The following is an 18711-nucleotide window of genomic DNA, read 5'->3' on the forward strand; positions in this document are numbered from 1 at the left end:
AGGAAAAAATCGAAGTCACCGGCGGCTGCAAATTCCATGCAAATATCGACCTCATTGAGGCCAACCCCGATAGCCTTGATAACGCCTTGGGAGCGCAAATCATCAAGAACGCGATAGCAGCCTTCCATCGCTTCTTTGAATTTCTCCTCGTAGATTGCTCGCGTCCCGTGTGTCCATACGTCCACGTCATGAATGGTCAGGCAATCGATGCTTGATATACCGAGCCGTGCCATGCTCTGATCGATGGAGCGGAGAGTTCCTTCACGCGTATAGTCGAAGACGTGATTGAAGTCGAAGCCTCCGACATACGGAGTTCGATCCAGAGGCTTGTCACCCGGAGGAACAAGGTAACGGCCGACTTTTGTTGACAACACGAAGCTACTTCGGGGCTTGCGATTGAGAACCGACCCAATGAGATGTTCTGACATGCCATGGCCATAGAATGGCGAGGTGTCAAAGAGTGTCATACCCCCGTCGTAAGCCGCTTCAACCGTTCCAACTGCAGCATCATGGTCTATCTTGGCGTAAAGCTCACCTAACGGACCGCCACCGCAACCGATTATGGTGACGTCTATGCCGCTCTTTCCCAACTTGCGTTTCGATTTTGGATTCATGATAATTCCTCCTTATAAACCAGATCTGGCTAGACCACCTTCACCTTGGGTGGCGTATGAGGCTCTTCGTGTCGCGTTTCTGCTTTTTGGCGCCGAATGGCACCACCAAACGACACGCCTGCTGGGCAGCAGCCTTGCCTCAGCCGAACGCAGGCTCAAGAGCGGGAAGAGTGTCAAACGCCAGAGGCTGATCTACGGCGGTAGGAAACTGCAGCTCGCCGCGAGCTTCCATGGTTACGCCGGAACAGCTTGGAAAGGCGGGTACTTTCGTCCACGCTGAGATCAATTCACTGGTGTGCTAGCAGTGTTTCCTTCCAGCACGGAGACGACGTTGCGAACTGCCAATGCGAGCATTGCTGTTCGCGTTTGCAGCGTCCCGCTACCAATATGGGGCGTCAGCACGACATTGGGCAGATCGACCAGACCAGGGGCGAGTTTTGGCTCCTGCTCAAATACATCGAGACCTGCGCCGGCAATCGTGTTCTTGCGCAAGGCGTCAACGAGAGCCAGTTCATCGACAACCGGGCCGCGCGCGATATTGATCAGATGCGCATCCGGCTTCATCAGTGCCAAAGTCCGGGCATTGACAGTATGCCGGGTTCCGGCATTGAGCGGAACACAAAGCACAAGAAAGTCGGCCACGCGGAACACATCGTCCAACGCCAGCCACTTTGCCTCAAGACTTTGCTCCAGGCCCGGGGTGACCGGTTTGCGGTTATTGTAGACAACCTTCATGTTGAACCCCCTCGCCCGTCGCGCTAGCGCTTGACCAATACGCCCCATGCCAATGATGCCGATTGTGCGCCCGCTGATTTCGGCGCCCCAGAAAAGCCTGAACTTGTCTTTCGTGTAGAGACCAGCGCGGATGAAACGATCTGCTTCCGCAATGCGCCGGGCGGATGCCAATAGCAAGGCAATGCCCATATCGGCAGTGGCTTCAGACAGGATGTCGGGGGTATTGGTAACGACGATGCCAAGTTCCGAGGCGGCGTCTACATCGATGTTGTCGTAGCCAACGCCGACATTGGCGATCACCCTGAGGCTGGGGCCGGCTGCTTGCATCATCTGCCGCCCTACCGCCATGCCATTGACGACAACGCCGTGTTTGCCCGCCAGCCGGCGGCCAAAGTCTTCCGGAGTTAGCGCTGCCACAGAGGAGTCATGATGGTCGACTGAAATGTCGGTTGGGATGGCTTCGCGCACCGTTTGCGGCAGCCAAGAGTAAACGAATAAAGACGGATGCATATGTGATTGATCCTTTTTAGAAGTCGGCAAAGGCCTGTATGATTGATTTGGACGGTTAAGACAGTGCATCGACCACTCGGTTGAGGTAGCGCAGACCGTTGCCGCTGGCGGCGAGACCATCACCGCCATAATGTTCGATGACAACAGGACCGGAATAGCCACTGTGCAAGGCGTAGGTCAGTAATTTGCGATAGTTGATAACACCAGCATCGAGGCCTGCCGGAAGTGTGAGATTGAGGCCCGATTGGGGATGCTCCAGATAGGCATAGTTCTTGACATGCCAGTAATTGGTGACTGACAACAACCTCAGCGCCATCAACTCCCAATCGATGATGTCCGACTGCAATCGCACAAAGTTGCCAAGATCGGGATTAAGCCCAAAGTTGGAGCGATCGACATCCGCGAACAGGCGCAGGGCATCATCCGTCGAGCCGGCAAAGGTATTGGGGAAAAGTTCCAGCGATAATGACACGCCCAGATCCTGTGCAAAGACGCACAACTGTCGAAGAGCCGAGGCAGTCGCGTTCCATTGCTGTGGATCGGGCACGGCGTGCTTTTGATTCCAGAACCAGAACGGCCCACCCGGCTGGCTCGGCTTCATGCCATGCAGACCGACGCAAACAAACGGAATGTCGAGATAGGCGGCACTTGTAATGACCGCTTTGGTATAATCGAGATGTGATTGACGGTTCACGACATCGGCAACTGAACGGTTGGCAACCACACAGCCGACCGCGGTCAGATCAAGATCCGCAAGGACACCCGCAAGATCATTGCGGCGACCGCCATCAAGCCTGCCCAGGTTTAGCCAACTGTTGGCGATTTCCAGAGCCTTGAACCCTTCGACTGCGATCGGTTTCAGCATCCGGTACCATTGGTCTGGCGTCGCTGCGGCGATGTCAGCACAGTTGCTGTATGATGACGGAAACTGCAGCATCGCGGCGGCAAAGACCGGTCTTTGGGGCATTGCTCCTTCGGCGGGACCGGGCACAATATCAACGGTTGGGAAATGGGGACTGATCATGGAATATCCTTAGGGAGGTAGTGGGCGGCAAACGTTGCCGCCCAGGATCAGGCGAGGCTCATTTCCTGCCCCAGACCTTCATGTACTCCTCACGATAGCCATTTTCCGGATCGAAGGAATTTTTCGGCCCGCCATCGAATTCGATATTGGCCGTGGTGACGACATGCAGGGGCGCGACATAGCCAGACCATTCCTGACCCGACAACGCCCTGTTCATTTCGTCAATTGCCTGCCAGCCTTGCAAGGTCAGGGGCTCGGCCACTGTGACGGTCTGGTACTGCTTGGCGCGGATGCGCTGATAGGCGGATTCGGATCCATCACCGGCAGACACGTTAACAGGTGCGTCGGTGCCGCCCAGGCCCGCAGAACTGAGCGAAGGGGCAATGAAGTCAAAATACAGGTCATTGACAGCCAGTGAATGGGTCCATTTCGTTCCGTACCGTTGCAGCAACGTCGATGTCAGTTGCGGCATACGGGTGGATGTATCGGCCATTGGCGTGTCGACATATTCCAGAACTGTGCCGCCAAGATCTTCAATGACTTTTTTCAGCCGATCTGCCTTTGCGATAGCCATCTGATAGGTGGAGTCAGTGAAAATGACGACGCCCGGCTTGCCCTTTGCATCGGCAAATGCCCAATAGGCAGCAGCATCGGCGACCTGCATCGCATCCGTGGTGATATTGGCGAAAATGCCGTCTTCCTTCAAAGGCCCGACCTTGGAACTGGCATGCCAGGAAACAATGGGAATACCAGCCTTGTTGGCGGCTTCCACACTCTGCTTCTGTTCCACCGAATCGACGCCTGCGATGATGATCCCATTCGGCGATGTAGCAAGAGCCTGGCTCATGGCAGCGGCCCGGCCGGAAACGGAACCTTGCCCGTCAAGAACGCGGATCTTCCAGCCGATCCCATCTGCCGCAGCCTTCATGCCTTCTACAGCACCAAGGACGCCACCATTGCGCAGATCGCCTGCGACGATCACGATCGACTGGTCAGCTTTGGCGGCAGGGCCCGTGGTCGGTCCGTCCCATTTCTCAACTTTGGTCGCAAATTTTTCGACGAAAGCCTTCGCGTCTCCTATGGGGTCGGCCATTGCCGCCGGCATGGATATCGACATGGCGAGCATCGACAATACGACTGTTCTTCTCAGCATTTTCATTCCTCCCGAGAGTTTCGATTACTTGCGTGCAGCGCCCTTGCGTCGCTGCGCGTACCCAGCAAATCCAATGGCCACGAGAAGGGTCACGCCGTTGAACATCGGCTCTACCCAAAATGAACCACCAATCTGCTGAATTCCTGAAATCCCGACCGCCAGAATGGTGACACCAGTGATGGTGCCCCAGACATTGACGCGGCCGGGACGAATTGTTGTTGAGCCAAGAAACGCACCGACGAGCGCTGGCAGGAGATATTCAAGACCCACACTGGCCTGGCCAATGCGCAGTTTCGAAGCCAGGATCACACCAGCAAGGGCTGTTAGCACTCCCGATGACAGGAAAGCTCCCATGACAAATTTGCGGGTGGGAATTCCGTTCAGCGTTGCTGCACGCGCATTCGCACCGATGGCATATAGGTACCGGCCGACGGGCGTGTATTCGAGCACCAGCCACAAGATCAGCGTGATGATCACGACATAGAAACCGGTTATCGGCACACCGAACAGAAAGGTGCTGTTGATGGCGTAAAAACCCTCGGGCAGCGCACCCATAATCTGGCGCCCTCCGGTATGAGCAAGCGCCAGCGCATAAAGCACGGTTCCGGTACCAAGCGTCGCGATGAAGGCGTCGATCTTGGCAACCTCCACCAAGAGGCCATTGATCAGGCCGGTGATCGCTCCAAGTGCCAGGACCACAAGGACAACGACTGGCCACGGCAGACCGAGCATTGTCTGCAGCGAAATCGCCAGGATGTGCCAAAGTACGATGCCATAACCAACAGTCAGATCGATGCGACCGGCGGCCATCGGGATCATTGCCGCCAAGCTCAGTATCGCAATGATCGATTTGTCGGCGACAATCGAACGGAAGTTCAACAGGGTCGGAAAAGTGTCCGGCATCATCAGCGAAAATGTGATGATCAGGGCAATTGTCAGAATAACCAGCCCGTAGACCGGGGCAAGCCGTGTGACCTTCTGGGACAGCGACAGGCCGCGCAATTCGGCGGCAGTAGGCTCGAGGGCATCAGATTGAAGAGATTGCATAGAGGGTATCCTTGCAGGAATGGGAGGAGGTCTACTCGCTGGCAGACGCCGCCCTTATCAGAGACTCGGTTGTGAGAGCGCTGCCGGAGAGCTCGCCGACCACCTTGCCGCGGCTGAAAACCAGTGCTCGATGGCAGATATGGGCGATTTCCTCGAAATCCGTTGAAACCACCAGAACCGCCATTCCTTTGGCAACGGCCTCGAAGAGCAGTGCATAGATTTCAGCCTTGGCGCCAACATCGACACCAGCCGTCGGATCTTCGGCAATCAGCAGTTTCCGCTTCGTGGCCAGCCAGCGACCGACGACGACCTTTTGCTGATTTCCGCCCGACAGGGCTTCGATCGGCAAAGTGGGATCATTCGGTACCAGGCCCAGCGCACGGCCAAGCGACAAGGCATCGTCGTCCTCGTTGTCGTGCGTGCGGAACGAAAGCATGGCTCGACCGTTCGCAATGGGATTGATGAAGATGTTTTCCCGCACGGTCAGCGCTGTAGCCAGTGACTCCACAGTCCGGTCGCGGGCAACCAGGCCTACCCCCGACTTCACAGCCGTGAGCGGATTTGACAGGTCAGGAATGTCGCTGCCCAGAACCACTTTGCCAGCATGGGGCGTTTCACCAAACAGACACCGACCAATCTCCTCATGCCCAGCACCACGCAACCCGACCAGGCCGACCAGTTCGCCTTGCAGCATTTCCAGATCAACCGGTCCGACCGACCCGGTCATCAGCCTGTCGAGCTGCAGCACCCGTTTTCCAGGGAGGACTTGCGGACGCTGGAAATCGCGGGGTTTGCGACCGACAATCAGATTGACGAGTTCCTGTGGTTCTGTCTCGGCGACATCGCGGGTGCCGGCAACAATGCCATCGCGCAAAACGACCACGCGGTCCGCAATACGGAAGATCTCATCGAGGCGGTGCGAGACGTAGATCATGCCCACGCCCTTGTCTCGTATGGTCCGCATGACCCTGAACAGGCGCTCCACTTCATCAGCCGGCAGGCTAGCCGTTGGTTCGTCGAGTACGAGAAAATCACATTCAATAGCCAGCGCCCGCGCAATCGCCACAAGCGCCTTTTCCGTATGGCCGAGATCGGAAATCCGCGTGGATGGATCAATCTCGCAATCCACGGTCTTCAGCGCAGCCCGCGATACCTCGTCAACCGCTTTCCAGTCCACGAGGCCCAGTTTGCGGGGGTAGCCGAGTGCGAGAGCCATGTTTTCCGCCACACTCATCCATTCGATCAGACCAAGATCCTGATGAATGAAGGCGACAGACTGTGCCTGATTGATGCGGCCCGGGGAATGACTATAGAGCTTTCCATCAATGCGCACCTGGCCCAGATCCGGCGTGTGGATGCCGCCGAGGATTTTGATCAGAGTGGACTTTCCCGCGCCGTTCTCCCCTAGCAACGCGACAATCTCGCCGCGTCTGACGCTCATCGAGACGCCTTTCAGGGCTCGCGTACCGCCAAAAGATTTTTCGATATTGGAAAACACCAGTCCGGATTGCTCGTGCATCAGATCGTGGACGGGATCGATTGCGAGGTTCATAGCAAACGTGCTCCTTGGCGATTTAGCGATACGGCGTAGAGGCTCGTCGATGCGGTGATGAACAGTTGGTGGCGGGCGCGGCCACCGAAGCAGAGATTGGACACTGTCTCCGGCACCAGTATCTTGCCGAGCAGCTCCCCTTCGGGCGAAATACAATGAACACCATCGGCGGCCGACGACCAGATATTGCCATCGGTGTCGACACGCAGGCCATCTGCCATTCCAGGCGCGATGCTATGCAACACATCGCCGCCACGCAGTACACCGCTACTGCTGCAATCAAACGCTCTGATATGAGTGGGGTCATCGCCGAACATCCGACCCGTGTCAGCGAGATAGAGCCGGTCTTCATTGGGGGAAAATGCCAGGCCATTGGGGCCGAGGACATCTGTGACAACCGCTTCGATCCTGCCCGTTTGCGGGTCGGTACGATAGACGTTGCAGGGCAACTCCTGTTCGGCGCGCGCACCTTCATAGTCGGTCATGATCCCGTAGTGCGGATCAGAAAACCAGATCGTGCCGTCAGATTTGACGATTACATCGTTTGGGGAATTGAGCCGCTTGCCCTCAAAACGGTCAGCAATCACCGTAATGCTGCCGTCGAGTTCTGTCCTCGTCACGCGACGTGTACCGTGCTCGCAGCTGATCAGCCGACCCTGGCGGTCGCGAGCGTGGCCATTGGAAAAATTCGAGGGGCTGCGAAATGTCGAAACACCGGCCCCGCCTGGTGACCAACGCAGAACCTTGTTGTTGGGAATATCGGAAAACAGCAGGCACCCAGCGTCGCCAAACCATACCGGCCCCTCCACCCACGCAAAACCGGACGCGAGTTGTTTTACCGGCGCATTCCCGAGCACGTAGCTCCGGAAAACCGGATTATAGACTTCAAAAAACGACAAGATGACCTCCCAGCCGACCCTTGCAAGCGAATTGCAGAGGGCCTATGGTAGCGCTACCATTTTACTTGTCAAGTGGGGCATCGTGATATGAAGGAGACATGATTGAGGCAGATACCTAGCGCAGAGCGGCGGCCTCAATTGGAAGGTGTTTGGGCTGGCTAGTCGACGAGCGCAACGGACGTGTGGTCGCCTCATCACTCATTCCGGCGTGATGCAGAGGGCTTGCTTGCAAAAGGATTTGACGCAATATCTTACCTTTCAAGAATATAGCACGGGACGAGAATGACGGAAAAAAAGCCAAGCAAACAGCCGCGAATCGGTACTCGTAGCACCGTCACTTTGCAGCAGGTTGCTGAACGCGCCGGTGTAGGCGTTATGACTGCATCGCGAGCGATCAACTCTCCGGATCTGGTTTCGGAAAAGTTGCGGCTGAGGGTCCAGGCCGCCATCCGCGACCTTGGCTACCTGCCGAATGAATATGCCGGTCGACTGGCCTCAAATCGTTCGAAAATCGTCGTCTTCATATTGCCCTCGGTTTCCAGTGGAGTTTTCCGGTTCATCGTGCAGGGCGCTGAAGAAGTGCTGAGCCCTTTGGGTTATCAGGTGATGGTCACTGCCGCATCGCATTCGCTGGAAGAGGAAGAGGCTGCATGCTGGAAAATTCTGGGCTGGAAACCAGAAGGTGTCGTTTTGTCCGGCACAGACCATACGGACGCAATGCGCGCAATGTTGCTGGCGGCCGAAATACCGGTTGTGGAAGCGCTGGAGCTGGGAGATCAAACAATCGATATCAATATCGGACTGTCGCATCAGGACGCCGGTCGTGCGGCAGCGCATCATTTGCTCGAACGCGGGTACAAACGCCTTGGATTTCTTAGCTCCAATATTGATAACGACTATCGCGCTCAGCGACGACGGCACGGCTTTGTAAGTGTCATAAAGGAAGCCGGACTTTCGGTTGTCTGCGACATCAATCAGTCCGGAAAGGTCGTGTTCGAAAGTGGGGCGCTGGCGGCGAAGCAGGTCATGGCATCGGGGTTCGATGTCGACGCGATTTTCTGCTCTTCCGATGAACTTGCCGTCGGTGCTGTCAGCGCGGCCTTGAGGGCCGGACGCAAAATTCCGCAAGATTTGGCGATCATGGGCTTCAACGATCTGGACATCAGCGCGCATATGGTGCCGGCGATCAGCTCTATTCGCACCCCGCGTGTCGAGATCGGCCGGCTGGCCGCAGAGGCAATTCTTACCCGCATTGCCGGGGATCCCTACCCCGCCCGCATTGATGTAGGGTTCGAAATAGTCGCTCGGGAAACAACCTAGCGGCGGTGGCGAGCCCCGCATGGCGTTGTTGGTCACTGCGTGTTGGGAAACGGATGATGAGCATAAGATCACAAGGTTCAGTTGCCGCTGGCCCAGCTTTCGCTATGCTCTTTGCAGCAGCCGCATATCTGCGGCACAATAAAGAGAGCGCGCAATGTCGGACGGTTCACATTCTTCTGATCCATCATCATGGGATCCAGCACTCGACGCCGTGGCGGCGGCACCAGAAAATCATATCGTTTTGCACGAAGATGAATCCATCCGGGTCCTTTCAGTACGCATGGCACCCGGTGAAACTGGCAAGGTTCATCATCACCGGTTCCCATCCGTGGTGATTTTGACCAATGCCGCGCATACGCGCGACTTTGATGGGGTGACGGGTGAGGCATGGCAGTCAACCGGACCTGGCCACAACGAACAAGCCCTTCCGTTTGTTGTCGTTCTGGAGCCTCAACCCGTACACTACGTAGAAAACGTCGACACGAAACCATCTCACGGGATCCGAATTGAGTTTAAAAATGGCTTTCCGACGCGATGACCTAAAAGGCCCGCGGCTCGGACAACTGGTGAGCCTGGCCACTGTTGGAATTTTGTGATCAGTCCACGGAAGGAGCGCCGCGCGGCTTGGTCAGCATGCCATGCGCAAGCCAACTGGAGAAACGTCCCCAGCCAACCGGAAGTGGCTAACGAGCACCTTCAGCGCTTCCGCTTCGCTGGCAAGCCGTCCAGCGGCTGCGGTGGATTCCTCTACCATGGCCGCGTTCTGCTGCGTGGCCTGATCTAGTTGGTTGACCGCTTGGCTGACCGCGAGGAGGCCGTCCGACTGCTCCTTAGCCGCGGTCGCGATTGCGTCGAGATGAATGTTGACGTCAGCCACGAAGGTCTCGATCACGTTCAACGCCTTGCCCGTTTCGGATACCAGCCGTACTCCACTACCTACTTCTGCCGTCGAACTGCGGATGAGTCCCTTGATTTCCTTCGCGGCGCTTGCCGCCCGCTGGGCGAGCTCGCGCACTTCCTGGGCAACGACCGCGAAGCCCTTTCCGGCATCGCCTGCACGGGCGGCTTCGACGCCGGCGTTGAGGGCCAGGAGATTGGTCTGGAAGGCAATTTCGTCAATCACGGCGATGATGTTTGTGATCTGCGAGGAGGAGCGCTCGATGCGGTGCATGGCATCCACTGCATCTGCCACGACGGTCGCGGAGGTACGGGCGGCCTCGTTGGCCTGGCTTGCCTGGAGGCGTGCCTTCTCGGTGCGTTGCGAGGAGGACACCACGTTGATGGTAATCTCCTCAAGCGCCGCTGCGGCCTCCTCGATGGCGGCAGCCTGCTTTTCGGTGCGGCGAGAGAGCTCCATCGCCCCGTCTGACATTTCGTGGGAGCCTGATTCAATCGAGCCTATGCTACCGGACACCCGCTGCAGCGTATCGCCGAGCTGGTGCACAGAGGTGTTAAAATCCCGACGCAGCGCCTCGAACTCAGGTGCGAACGCCTCCGTGAGCTGGAAGTCAAGATCACCTGATGCCAGTCTGGCCAGACCCGCGGCCAGCCCGCTAGTCGCGGTCCGCAACCGGTCGTCCGCCTCGGCCTCGGCCCTTTCTTGCGTGAGGCGGCGGTCACTTTCTGCCTGTTGGCGCTGGGTTTCTGTGTTCTTCTCCAGTTCACGGTTGCGGATCGCCGAGTTGCGGAAAATCTCAACAGCGGCGGCCATCTTGCCGATTTCGTCCGTGCGTGTGGCATATCCCACTGCAACGGCGGTGTTGCCCCCGGCCAGCATGCCCATGCTTCGCGTGATCGAAAGGATCGGATTGGCAATGCCGCGAACGGCAAAGATGGCGGCGGCAATGATGATGGAAAAGATCAGAAGGCCAATGCCAAGGGCAATCGTCTGCACCAGATCATAGACGCGGCCAGCCTCGGTACCGGCCTCAGCAGTGCCCTTCAGGTTCGTCTCGACCAGCGCCTGCAGCTTGTCCATCATCTGCGCGCCCTGTGGCGTCAAAACGCGGTTGAAAATATCTGTCGCCTCATCCCTCTTGCCAAGCTTCACCTTCTGCATCACCTCTTGTGTGGCGGTGGCATAGCGGCCGAACTGAAGATCCACCTCAGCGAGCAGGGCACGCTCTTCCCCGGTCACAGGAAGCGCACGATAGGTCTGGATTCCGGCGGCGACATTGCTGACGGCCTTCTTCATAATGCCGTCCTGGCCGAGCAAGCCCGCCGCCTTTGACGCGAGAATGGCGCGGGAAATTGCCAGTCGAAGCATCATGAAGTCGGTCTGCAACCGCGACGCTGTCCTAAGGCCGGGAACCCAAGTGTTGGTCAGCGTCTGGGTGGCGCCATAAAGGTCTCGCGTACCCTTAAGGGTGGTGAGGCTGGAGCCTGCCACCGAGCATCCGACAACAAGCAGCATGGAAATCAGGGTGATCTTGATGGAAGGTCTGCGCATGGTCTCTCCTGACGTCGCTCGCATCGGGCGGTGGTTTCGCGCAGCCTGGCGTCAAGATCCTAAAAATATATAAACATAATAAAATTACGTTATATATTCATATAATGAATACTTCACATAGCTGTGGGCTCGCATCTAACTTAGCGCGGGGCCAAATGCCGAAATCGGTGAAAGGCCGGCTCAAGGGAAAATGGAGGCGAAATGATCCGACAAGGCTCCTTAGGCGCCAACATCGGATGCTTGTAAAAGTATTCCCGCATCAGGAATCGCGCCTTCCTGTCGCTTGCACCAAGCTCTTTGCCTTTCCTTCGCGCAAATCGACGATCAGCGATCGACGGCGCAATCGCCGACCGCTCGCCGGTTCGCACAACGGGACGCAGAACACCGGATCCCGCTTCGAATGGCGCAACGGTTGTTGATGCGGAGTAGGTCCCTTGTTGCGACGTCGCGCAGGATTTCGTAACTGTGGTCCATCCGCCTTGGAACCAACCGGGATCGTCATGGCCATCAGTCTCGCTCACCTTCGTGCCATCGATGCACTCGCCCGAACCGGACAATTCTCCCGGGCGGCCCAGGATCTTGGCGTCAGCCAACCTACGATTTCCACACAGGTCAGCGCCTTTGAAAGCCTGAGCTCGGTGCGGATCTTCATCCGCGATGGCCATGTGATCCGCCCGGCGCCCGGCGCGCAGTCCATTCTTGGAAAAATCCGCCTTGCGCTTGCCTCCATCGATGAGATCGAACGGGCAATCACCGATCCCGAACAGGTAATGGCCGGACGCGTCTCGCTGGGGTTCAGCGCCCACCGGCTGATCATGCCAATCTTGACGACTTTCGTCGCCCGCTACCCCAACATGCATATAAATACCCGCGGCGGCCCCTCGCTTGAGCTTGCCGAAGCGGTCGTGAAAGGTGAACTCGACCTCGCCTTCATATCGCAGGCCAAGCCTGATCCGCGACTGCTAAACCGGGAATTGCGCCGATGCCGGATCGTGGTCTATGGTCCGAAGGGCCATTCCGCTCTGCAGAGCGGCCAGATCGGTATCAAGGACCTGGCCGGGCAGAAGCTAGTGCTCTGGAACCGCCTTTCGGCCACCCGATGCCTCATTGAGACCATGGCATGCAATGCCGGGATCACATTATCGACGGTCATGGAAGTGGGAACCCACGATGTCGCCTATGCCGCGGCGGCCTCGGGCATCGGTCTCTCCATCGCTATTGAAGGCGAACTGCCAGAAGATTCAGCCGTTGATATGGCTATCTTGGCCGATCCTCTGTCGGATATTGGCCATTACCTCGTGACCTTACCGGAGTCGGGCCACCATGCGGCAGTCAACGGTTTCCTCGACATCTGCGAAGCCCTCGAAAGCCCCTAAACGCAAGACAAGTTTTTTCCAGAGAGGCGCGTCCACGACCTATCGATTCCATCTATGTATATAGAAGTTTTTAATTATTTGACACGAATTATAATACTTATATATAATTCCTGCACCCATTGGGATGACGCGATCAGCATTGCGTGTGGGACAAAAACGCGAGGCAAGGCCCGCGGGCATGAGGGCAAGACAGCATAGTGATTGACCGATCCGGTGGGCCGGAGGTCAGACGCTGAATCGTGGATGGATTCATCCCGCGAAGCAGCACCGCTTTGTCTCGCGGAATGCCTGCGCGGCCATCGCCCTCGCTAATGGACGGCGCTGGTGCCGTTCACGGTAAAAAAGAAGGGAACAAAATAATGAGCAAAAATTTGTTGGGCATGGAAATCAATCGGAGGCGGTTCATGGCGGGATCCGCCATGTTGACAGCCGGAACCTATCTGGCGGGCGGGGCCCGCGGGGCGATAGCCGCGTCCATAGAAGACTGGGCCGCGCCCGTAGACATTGAAAAAGGCAGGTTGGAAGCCGCCGAGTTCTCCAGCTACGGCATGCCAGAGAGCTGGGCAAATTACGGCGAAGTGCTGCAGAAAATGGCCGAGAAATATGGCTTCAAGCTGAACCATACCGATACCGACATGGGATCGCTCGAAGAAATCACAAAGTTTGACGCGGAAAAGGACAATCCTGTCGCCATTTCTGCCGATATCGGCATTCTCTACGGCCGCGTCGCGGTCGATACCGGTGTTGTGCCGGACTACATCCCGCCAAATGCCGCCAGACTTCCGGATGGCCTGAGGGGCAGCGCCGGCGGCTGGGTCGCCACCTACACCGGTGTTCCTGCCATGGTTGTTAATACCGACGTGATTAAAAACGTCCCGCGCACTTGGCAGGACCTGCTGAAGCCTGAATATACGGGCAAAGTCGGCTCAGTGGATGCCAGTGGCACCTCGGGCACGGACATCGCGATTTTCATTGCTTGGGCCTACGCCAACGGCGGCAGCGAAATCGACCTGAAGCCGGGCGCGGATTTCGCCCGGCAGATACTGGCCCAATTCTCCTCCGGGCAGAAGAACAGCCAGACGCTGGAACGCGGTGAAGTGCCAATCCAGATCAAATATGATTTCAACTGCCTCGCCGCAGCCGCCGCGCTGAAGGAAAAAGGCGTCAATGCGGAAGTGATCATTCCCGACGTATCGATCTATGCGCCATCGGCGCTGATGATCAACAAGTACAACATAGCGAAGATGAACGCCGGCAAGCTGCTGCTTGATTTCGTCCTGAGCGACGAGGCGCAGATCGCCTTTGCCAAGTTCGGCGCCCGTCCAATCCGATGGGTTCTCGGCGATCTCCAATTGCCAGACGATGCACGCAAGGGCTGGCTACCGGATAGCGCCTATGCCGGCGTGAAGCAGATCCCCAACTGGGCTCTCGTCGACGTGGCCGCCGTGGCCGGCGTGTGGCAAGAACAGGTCGCGGGAGGCTGAGTTGTCGGAAGCACATACTGTGCCGGGCGAGGCTGGAGGGGGCAGCAAGATCGCCTCCAGCACCCAGCCGCTTACCTCGTTTTGGGCTGACTGGTCGTTGGCGATACCCCTGATCGTACTGGCGACGTGCGCCCTGGTTCTCCCCTGCGTCGTGCTCATCCGCGCAAGCTTTGCTGGCCCCGGAGGAGCCGGCTTCACCCTCGCTAACTGGGCGGCAGTTCTCGCTTCCGGCGGCATGCGCCGCGCAATCGTTAACAGCCTTCTCCTCGGATTTGCCGTTGCTACGATCTCCATGATCGTCGGAACGCCGCTCGCCTGGGCCGTGTCGCGCATGCCGCGTGTCAGACGATCTCTCCACCTCGGCATGCTCAACGTCGCCACCAATTTCAGTGGCATCGGGCTTGGCTTTGCCTATTTCGCGGCGCTCGGCACCTACGGCATGATCACACTGTCGCTGCAACGGTTCGGCCTGAATTTCCAGCCTCCAGCGGCGAACGGCTTCTCGGGCCTTATCGTTGCTTATATCTATGGAAATGTGCCGCTGTTCGTGTTGTTTTCGCTGCCCGCGATGAGCCTGGTCAAGGATGAGTGGCAGGAAGCGGCCAAGACCTGCGGGGCATCGGCGTGGCAGTTCTGGCAAAGGGTCGGTTTTCCTGTCATCCGTCCTTTCGTCCTCGCCTCTTGGCTGCTGATTTTCACATGGTCTGTGGGTCTCTACGGTCTGCCGGTCGCGCTGGTCGGCGAGGCGCCGCTGGCAACCAAGCTGATAACCGTTGAAATGAACCGGTCTCTCCTTGGGTCGCTGTTTGGTAGCCAGCGCATGCCCGTGCTTGCGGTCATCTTGATGATCCTGGCTCTGGCCAGCCTCATTCTTTACCGGATCATTGTAAGAAGGGGAACGAAATGGCTGTCATGACGACCTCCTCGGCGGCACCGGGGAAATCCCCGACATTCAGCATGTCGCGCCGCCTAAGCAAAGTCCCCGGTAAGGCTCTACTGGTCGCTGTCTCGGCCTACATCCTGCTACCCATGATGGCGGTGTTGCTCTACTCGCTGGCAACACGCTGGACAAGCAATGTGCTTCCGGACGGTTACACGCTTTCGCACTGGGCCGAATCCTTCGCTGACGAGCGTTTCAGGACGGTTCTCCTGCGCTCGCTCCTGCTGGCCGTCGGGGTGGCACTCGCCGATATCCTCCTCGTCGCACCCGCCGTCTATTGGCAGCATGTGCGCAACCCAATGATCCGTCCTGTGCTGGAAACACTGGCGGCCATCCCCTTCGCCATGCCGCTGGTTGTTCTCGCCTTCGGCATGTTGGAAATCACGGGAGACTATCTGCCTTGGGCACAGGGCACTGTCGGTCTTGTCGTTGTTATGCACATGGCGGTCGCTTTTTCCTTTGTCTACTGGGCGCTAGATGGGTCCATGTCGGCGGCCGATGTTCGAACCCTTACAGAAGCCTCCCGTACCTGCGGCGCCAGCCTCAGAACCACGATCGTCAAGGTCATCCTACCGAATATTGGCCCGGGCCTCACCTCGGGCGCAATCATGGCTTTCGGCATCTCGTTCAACGAGATCGCCCTGGTGCAGATCCTGGTCGGCAGCCGCTTCGAAACCGTACAGCTCTACCTCCTGAACATGCTGAAGAGCGCTGATGCGGATTTCAACATTCTCGCAGTCATGACCTCGATTAACTTCTTCGTCACGCTCGCCCTGTCGATCGGCGTCGTCTACTTCAATGACGGCGCTTCAAAGCGGCTCGCGAATTCCGGCCAGGGAGGCCACTGATGAGCAGTTCCATCACTATATCCAATCTGGTGAAGACCTATGGCGGCAAGCGGGCGCTCGATCACGTTAACCTTGAGGTCCGGGAGAGCGAGCTCATCGCGCTTCTCGGCAGCTCAGGCTGCGGGAAGACCACGCTTCTGCGCTGTGTTGCCGGGCTAACCACGCCGGATAGCGGGCGCATCCTGTTTGGCGGCGAGGACGTCACCCGCATGCCGACTCAGAAACGGCCGATCGGGATGGTTTTCCAATCTTATTCGCTGTTTCCGAACATGACCGTGCGGGACAATATCGGCTTTCCGCTCTCAATCCGCGGCGAACAGCCGAAGGCTGTCGCTCGACGAGTGGACGAGTTACTGGTGTTGGTGGGCCTGGAGGACCGGGCGGAGCATCACCCCAACCAGCTGTCGGGCGGTCAGCAACAGCGCACCGCCCTGGCCCGGGCGCTTGCGCCCGATCCAAAGGTGCTGCTGCTCGACGAGCCGCTTTCGGCGCTCGATGCGGTGGTACGCGACTACCTACGCGATGAAATCCGCCGGATCCAGCAATCGATCCGCACGACCGCCATTCTCGTGACCCACGACCAGTCGGAAGCGCTTGCCGTTGCCGACCGCGTGGTGGTGATGCGGGCGGGAGGAATCGAACAGGTCGCTAAGCCGGACGAGCTCTATGAAAAGCCGAGCACCGCCTTCAGTGCCCGCTTCATCGGTGGCCGCAACGAGCTCGACCTGAAGGTGGATAATGGTCATGTTGCGCTTGGTCGGGCGCTGGTCGTTCCGGTTTCGGCCAATCTCGAGCGAGCCCGGGTCTTCGTGCGCGCCGAAGACATAATTCGCGCGACGGATGGCGAACCTGCCCGCGTCGAGGCAAAACTCTTTCAGGGGCAAACAACGCGCTTCTATTTGAGCCTTGAGTGTGGCCAGGCGCCGGTGCGCCTGCGCGTCGACTGGGCAAGCCGTGATGCCGCCGACATCGAGGTCGGCCAGTCCGTGCGCGTGACCATCAGGCCCGAGAATGTGCATGTCTTCGAAGCCTGAGGAGCGTCTCAACATCCTGCTGATCACCGCGGACCAGTGGCGCGGTGATTGCCTCCCCGGAGCGGTCGAGGGGCTGAAGCCTCTGACCCCTGCGCTGGACGCCTTTGCCACTGATAGTACCCGTTTTGCTCGGCATTACTGCCAGGCCTATCCTTGCGGCCCCGCCCGGGCCGGGCTAGTTACCGGCCTCTATCCACACAAGCATCGCTCGATCCGTAATGGAACGCCACTCGATGTCCGGCACCGGACACTCTTTCAAGAAGCGCGCCGCGCGGGCTATCGGCCCTGGCTGTTCGGCTATACCGATACGACCGCCGACCCGCGCCACCTGGACGTCCGCGACCCCGCCCGCGGAGATTACGAAGGCGTGGCAGCGGGTCTCGACGTAGGTCTGCTCCTCACGGAATCCGCCCGTCCGTGGCTCGCTCATCTAAAACGGAAAGGCTACGCCGTTCCAGATCCCGATGGGGGCCGGGCCGGCATTTTCCGCCAGTGCCGCTTCGGCGAACCGGCGGTGTTTTCTGCCGAAGACAGCGAGGCTGCCTTTCTGACCGACCGCTTCCTGGATCATCTCTCCGTGACGGGCGACGCCCCTTTCTTTGCCCATCTGTCCTATATCGCACCGCATCCGCCCTTTGCTGCTGCGGAACCCTATTTCAGCGCAGCCGATCCAGGCGCGCAGGAACTGCCAATTCCCTCAAGGGACGCCGCCAAACAGCACACGCTTTTGCGACATATTCTGGCGAACCAGGATCTCTCCGGTTTCGTGCCCGGCCTCTCCGGCCCGGTCGCAAGCGCCCCGGAACCGGTTATCCGTCAGGTACGTGCCATCTACGCTGCACTCTGTGCGGAAGTGGACTTTCAGTTCGGAAGGATCGTTGCGGCGCTGCAGAAATCCGGCTTATACGACCGCACTCTGATCATCCTGTCCGGTGACCATGGTGAGCAGCTCTTCGATCACGGCCTACTCGGAAAGCTCGCTTATTTCGACCAGTCGGCCCATATTCCGCTGATGATTCGGGACCCGAGACCCGCGACCAAGGCGGGCCGCGGACGGCTCGTGCGGGCCTTCACCCAATCGATCGACATCCTGCCGACGGTTCTCCAGGCCACCGGCCTGTCCATTCCTCCCAACGCAGATGGCGAGAGCCTCCTTCCCTGGCTGAGCGGGGAGTCGCCATCTGGCTGGCGCGATGCCGCCCACTGGAGCACTGACTTTGCCGACCTGAAGACCTGCTCAACGCAAAAGGCTTTCGGTCTTCTGCCCGATCGCTGCAGCCTGCATGTGGTGCGCACAGAGCGCTTCAAATATGTGCGCTTCGCAGGCATGGAGCCCGTGCTGTTCGATCTCCGGGACGACCCTTTCGAACTGGTGAACCGTGCCGGGGACCCCGGCCTCGCCGCGCTCGAACGGGAAGGAACAGACCGCCTCCTTGATCTGCGGATACGGCATGAGGACCGCACTTTGAGCGGTGTCCAGGCGGTGGACGGAGGACTGTACGGCACCTTCTGAAACGGCCTGGCGCTGCCATCGTCGATGAAGGATTCCTGGTGCGGGTCTTATTCCCGCTGTCAGCTGGTGATGCGCGGCATCCGGATCACCTTCAGAAACAGTGCCTTCATGGCCTCGGCGATGCCCTGTGTCGGTGTGACCTCGAAGTAGAGCCCGGGTGTGGCACACTCCTGCATTTTCGTGGGAATTTCGCTCTGGAAGGGCCTGATCCAG

16 protein-coding genes are annotated in these 18711 nt (G+C 58.3%); 8 read left to right on the plus strand and 8 right to left on the minus strand.

Going from position 1 to position 18711, the window contains the following annotated elements:
• The 7 genes from ASC97_RS25940 to ASC97_RS25970 form a co-directional block, all read right to left on the minus strand.
• A partial coding sequence (locus tag ASC97_RS25940; protein WP_162246718.1) for an aldo/keto reductase occupies positions 1–614 on the minus strand: 614 nt, incomplete at its 3' end.
• 282 nt (positions 615–896) lie between these two features.
• Complete coding sequence (locus ASC97_RS25945) at positions 897–1928, minus strand: 2-hydroxyacid dehydrogenase (protein ID WP_162246719.1); 1032 nt, start codon at positions 1926–1928, stop codon at positions 897–899.
• Positions 1915–2883, minus strand: a complete 969-nt coding sequence (locus ASC97_RS25950) for a sugar phosphate isomerase/epimerase family protein (protein WP_057471225.1) — start codon at positions 2881–2883, stop codon at positions 1915–1917. The genes ASC97_RS25945 and ASC97_RS25950 overlap by 14 nt, the downstream gene beginning before the upstream one ends.
• 58 nt (positions 2884–2941) lie before the next feature.
• Positions 2942–4036, minus strand: a complete 1095-nt coding sequence (locus tag ASC97_RS25955) for a substrate-binding domain-containing protein (protein ID WP_057471226.1) — start codon at positions 4034–4036, stop codon at positions 2942–2944.
• 24 nt (positions 4037–4060) lie between these two features.
• Complete coding sequence (locus ASC97_RS25960; RefSeq protein ID WP_057471227.1) at positions 4061–5083, minus strand: ABC transporter permease; 1023 nt, start codon at positions 5081–5083, stop codon at positions 4061–4063.
• 31 nt (positions 5084–5114) lie between these two features.
• Positions 5115–6602: a sugar ABC transporter ATP-binding protein gene (locus tag ASC97_RS25965; protein ID WP_057471238.1), complete on the minus strand. Its 1488-nt coding sequence runs from the start codon at positions 6600–6602 to the stop codon at positions 5115–5117.
• A 29-nt stretch (positions 6603–6631) separates the two neighbouring features.
• A complete protein-coding gene (locus tag ASC97_RS25970) occupies positions 6632–7534 on the minus strand; it encodes an SMP-30/gluconolactonase/LRE family protein (RefSeq protein ID WP_057471228.1) in 903 nt (300 codons plus the stop codon).
• 282 nt (positions 7535–7816) lie between these two features.
• Here ASC97_RS25970 and ASC97_RS25975 point away from each other — a divergent pair, with 282 nt between their 5' ends.
• Complete coding sequence (locus tag ASC97_RS25975; RefSeq protein WP_057471229.1) at positions 7817–8854, plus strand: LacI family DNA-binding transcriptional regulator; 1038 nt, start codon at positions 7817–7819, stop codon at positions 8852–8854.
• A gap of 154 nt (positions 8855–9008) precedes the next feature.
• Positions 9009–9392 (plus strand): hypothetical protein, encoded by a 384-nt coding sequence (locus tag ASC97_RS34310; RefSeq protein WP_156390468.1) that lies wholly within the window; start codon positions 9009–9011, stop codon positions 9390–9392.
• A gap of 90 nt (positions 9393–9482) precedes the next feature.
• On the opposite strand, the gene ASC97_RS25980 is transcribed toward ASC97_RS34310, so the two are convergent.
• Entirely contained in the window at positions 9483–11303 is a 1821-nt protein-coding gene (locus tag ASC97_RS25980; RefSeq protein WP_057471230.1) for a methyl-accepting chemotaxis protein, read from the minus strand.
• A 500-nt stretch (positions 11304–11803) separates the two neighbouring features.
• On the opposite strand from ASC97_RS25980, the gene ASC97_RS25990 reads away from it, so the two are divergent.
• The 6 genes from ASC97_RS25990 (at position 11804) to ASC97_RS26015 (ending at position 18498) form a co-directional block, all read left to right on the plus strand.
• Complete coding sequence (locus tag ASC97_RS25990) at positions 11804–12679, plus strand: LysR family transcriptional regulator (RefSeq protein ID WP_057471232.1); 876 nt, start codon at positions 11804–11806, stop codon at positions 12677–12679.
• A gap of 239 nt (positions 12680–12918) precedes the next feature.
• Positions 12919–14163: an extracellular solute-binding protein gene (locus tag ASC97_RS25995; RefSeq protein WP_156390469.1), complete on the plus strand. Its 1245-nt coding sequence runs from the start codon at positions 12919–12921 to the stop codon at positions 14161–14163.
• Position 14164: 1 nt separating this feature from the next.
• A complete protein-coding gene (locus tag ASC97_RS26000; RefSeq protein WP_057471234.1) occupies positions 14165–15079 on the plus strand; it encodes a hypothetical protein in 915 nt (304 codons plus the stop codon).
• Complete coding sequence (locus ASC97_RS26005) at positions 15067–15951, plus strand: ABC transporter permease (protein WP_057471235.1); 885 nt, start codon at positions 15067–15069, stop codon at positions 15949–15951. The genes ASC97_RS26000 and ASC97_RS26005 overlap by 13 nt, the downstream gene beginning before the upstream one ends.
• Positions 15951–16985: an ABC transporter ATP-binding protein gene (locus ASC97_RS26010; protein WP_057471236.1), complete on the plus strand. Its 1035-nt coding sequence runs from the start codon at positions 15951–15953 to the stop codon at positions 16983–16985. The genes ASC97_RS26005 and ASC97_RS26010 overlap by 1 nt, the downstream gene beginning before the upstream one ends.
• Positions 16969–18498 (plus strand): sulfatase-like hydrolase/transferase, encoded by a 1530-nt coding sequence (locus ASC97_RS26015; protein WP_057471237.1) that lies wholly within the window; start codon positions 16969–16971, stop codon positions 18496–18498. Before ASC97_RS26010 ends, ASC97_RS26015 begins: the two co-directional genes overlap by 17 nt.
• Positions 18499–18711: the final 213 nt, after the last annotated feature.

The organism is Rhizobium sp. Root1203 (assembly GCF_001424945.1).
Lineage (GTDB): Bacteria > Pseudomonadota > Alphaproteobacteria > Rhizobiales > Rhizobiaceae > Rhizobium.

What these genes read in the sequence shown, in the direction of transcription:
- ASC97_RS26005 (WP_057471235.1), top strand. Translation starts at nt 15,067, where the DNA reads ATGGCTGTCATGACGACCTCCTCGGCGGCACCGGGGAAATCCCCGACA.
- ASC97_RS25990 (WP_057471232.1), top strand. Translation starts at nt 11,804, where the DNA reads ATGGCCATCAGTCTCGCTCACCTTCGTGCCATCGATGCACTCGCCCGA.
- ASC97_RS34310 (WP_156390468.1), top strand. Translation starts at nt 9,009, where the DNA reads ATGTCGGACGGTTCACATTCTTCTGATCCATCATCATGGGATCCAGCA.
- ASC97_RS25960 (WP_057471227.1), bottom strand. Translation starts at nt 5,083, where the DNA reads ATGCAATCTCTTCAATCTGATGCCCTCGAGCCTACTGCCGCCGAATTG.
- ASC97_RS25945 (WP_162246719.1), bottom strand. Translation starts at nt 1,928, where the DNA reads ATGCACTGTCTTAACCGTCCAAATCAATCATACAGGCCTTTGCCGACT.
- ASC97_RS25955 (WP_057471226.1), bottom strand. Translation starts at nt 4,036, where the DNA reads ATGCTGAGAAGAACAGTCGTATTGTCGATGCTCGCCATGTCGATATCC.
- ASC97_RS25965 (WP_057471238.1), bottom strand. Translation starts at nt 6,602, where the DNA reads ATGCACGAGCAATCCGGACTGGTGTTTTCCAATATCGAAAAATCTTTT.
- ASC97_RS25980 (WP_057471230.1), bottom strand. Translation starts at nt 11,303, where the DNA reads ATGCGCAGACCTTCCATCAAGATCACCCTGATTTCCATGCTGCTTGTT.
- ASC97_RS25950 (WP_057471225.1), bottom strand. Translation starts at nt 2,883, where the DNA reads ATGATCAGTCCCCATTTCCCAACCGTTGATATTGTGCCCGGTCCCGCC.
- ASC97_RS25975 (WP_057471229.1), top strand. Translation starts at nt 7,817, where the DNA reads ATGACGGAAAAAAAGCCAAGCAAACAGCCGCGAATCGGTACTCGTAGC.
- ASC97_RS26010 (WP_057471236.1), top strand. Translation starts at nt 15,951, where the DNA reads ATGAGCAGTTCCATCACTATATCCAATCTGGTGAAGACCTATGGCGGC.
- ASC97_RS26015 (WP_057471237.1), top strand. Translation starts at nt 16,969, where the DNA reads ATGTCTTCGAAGCCTGAGGAGCGTCTCAACATCCTGCTGATCACCGCG.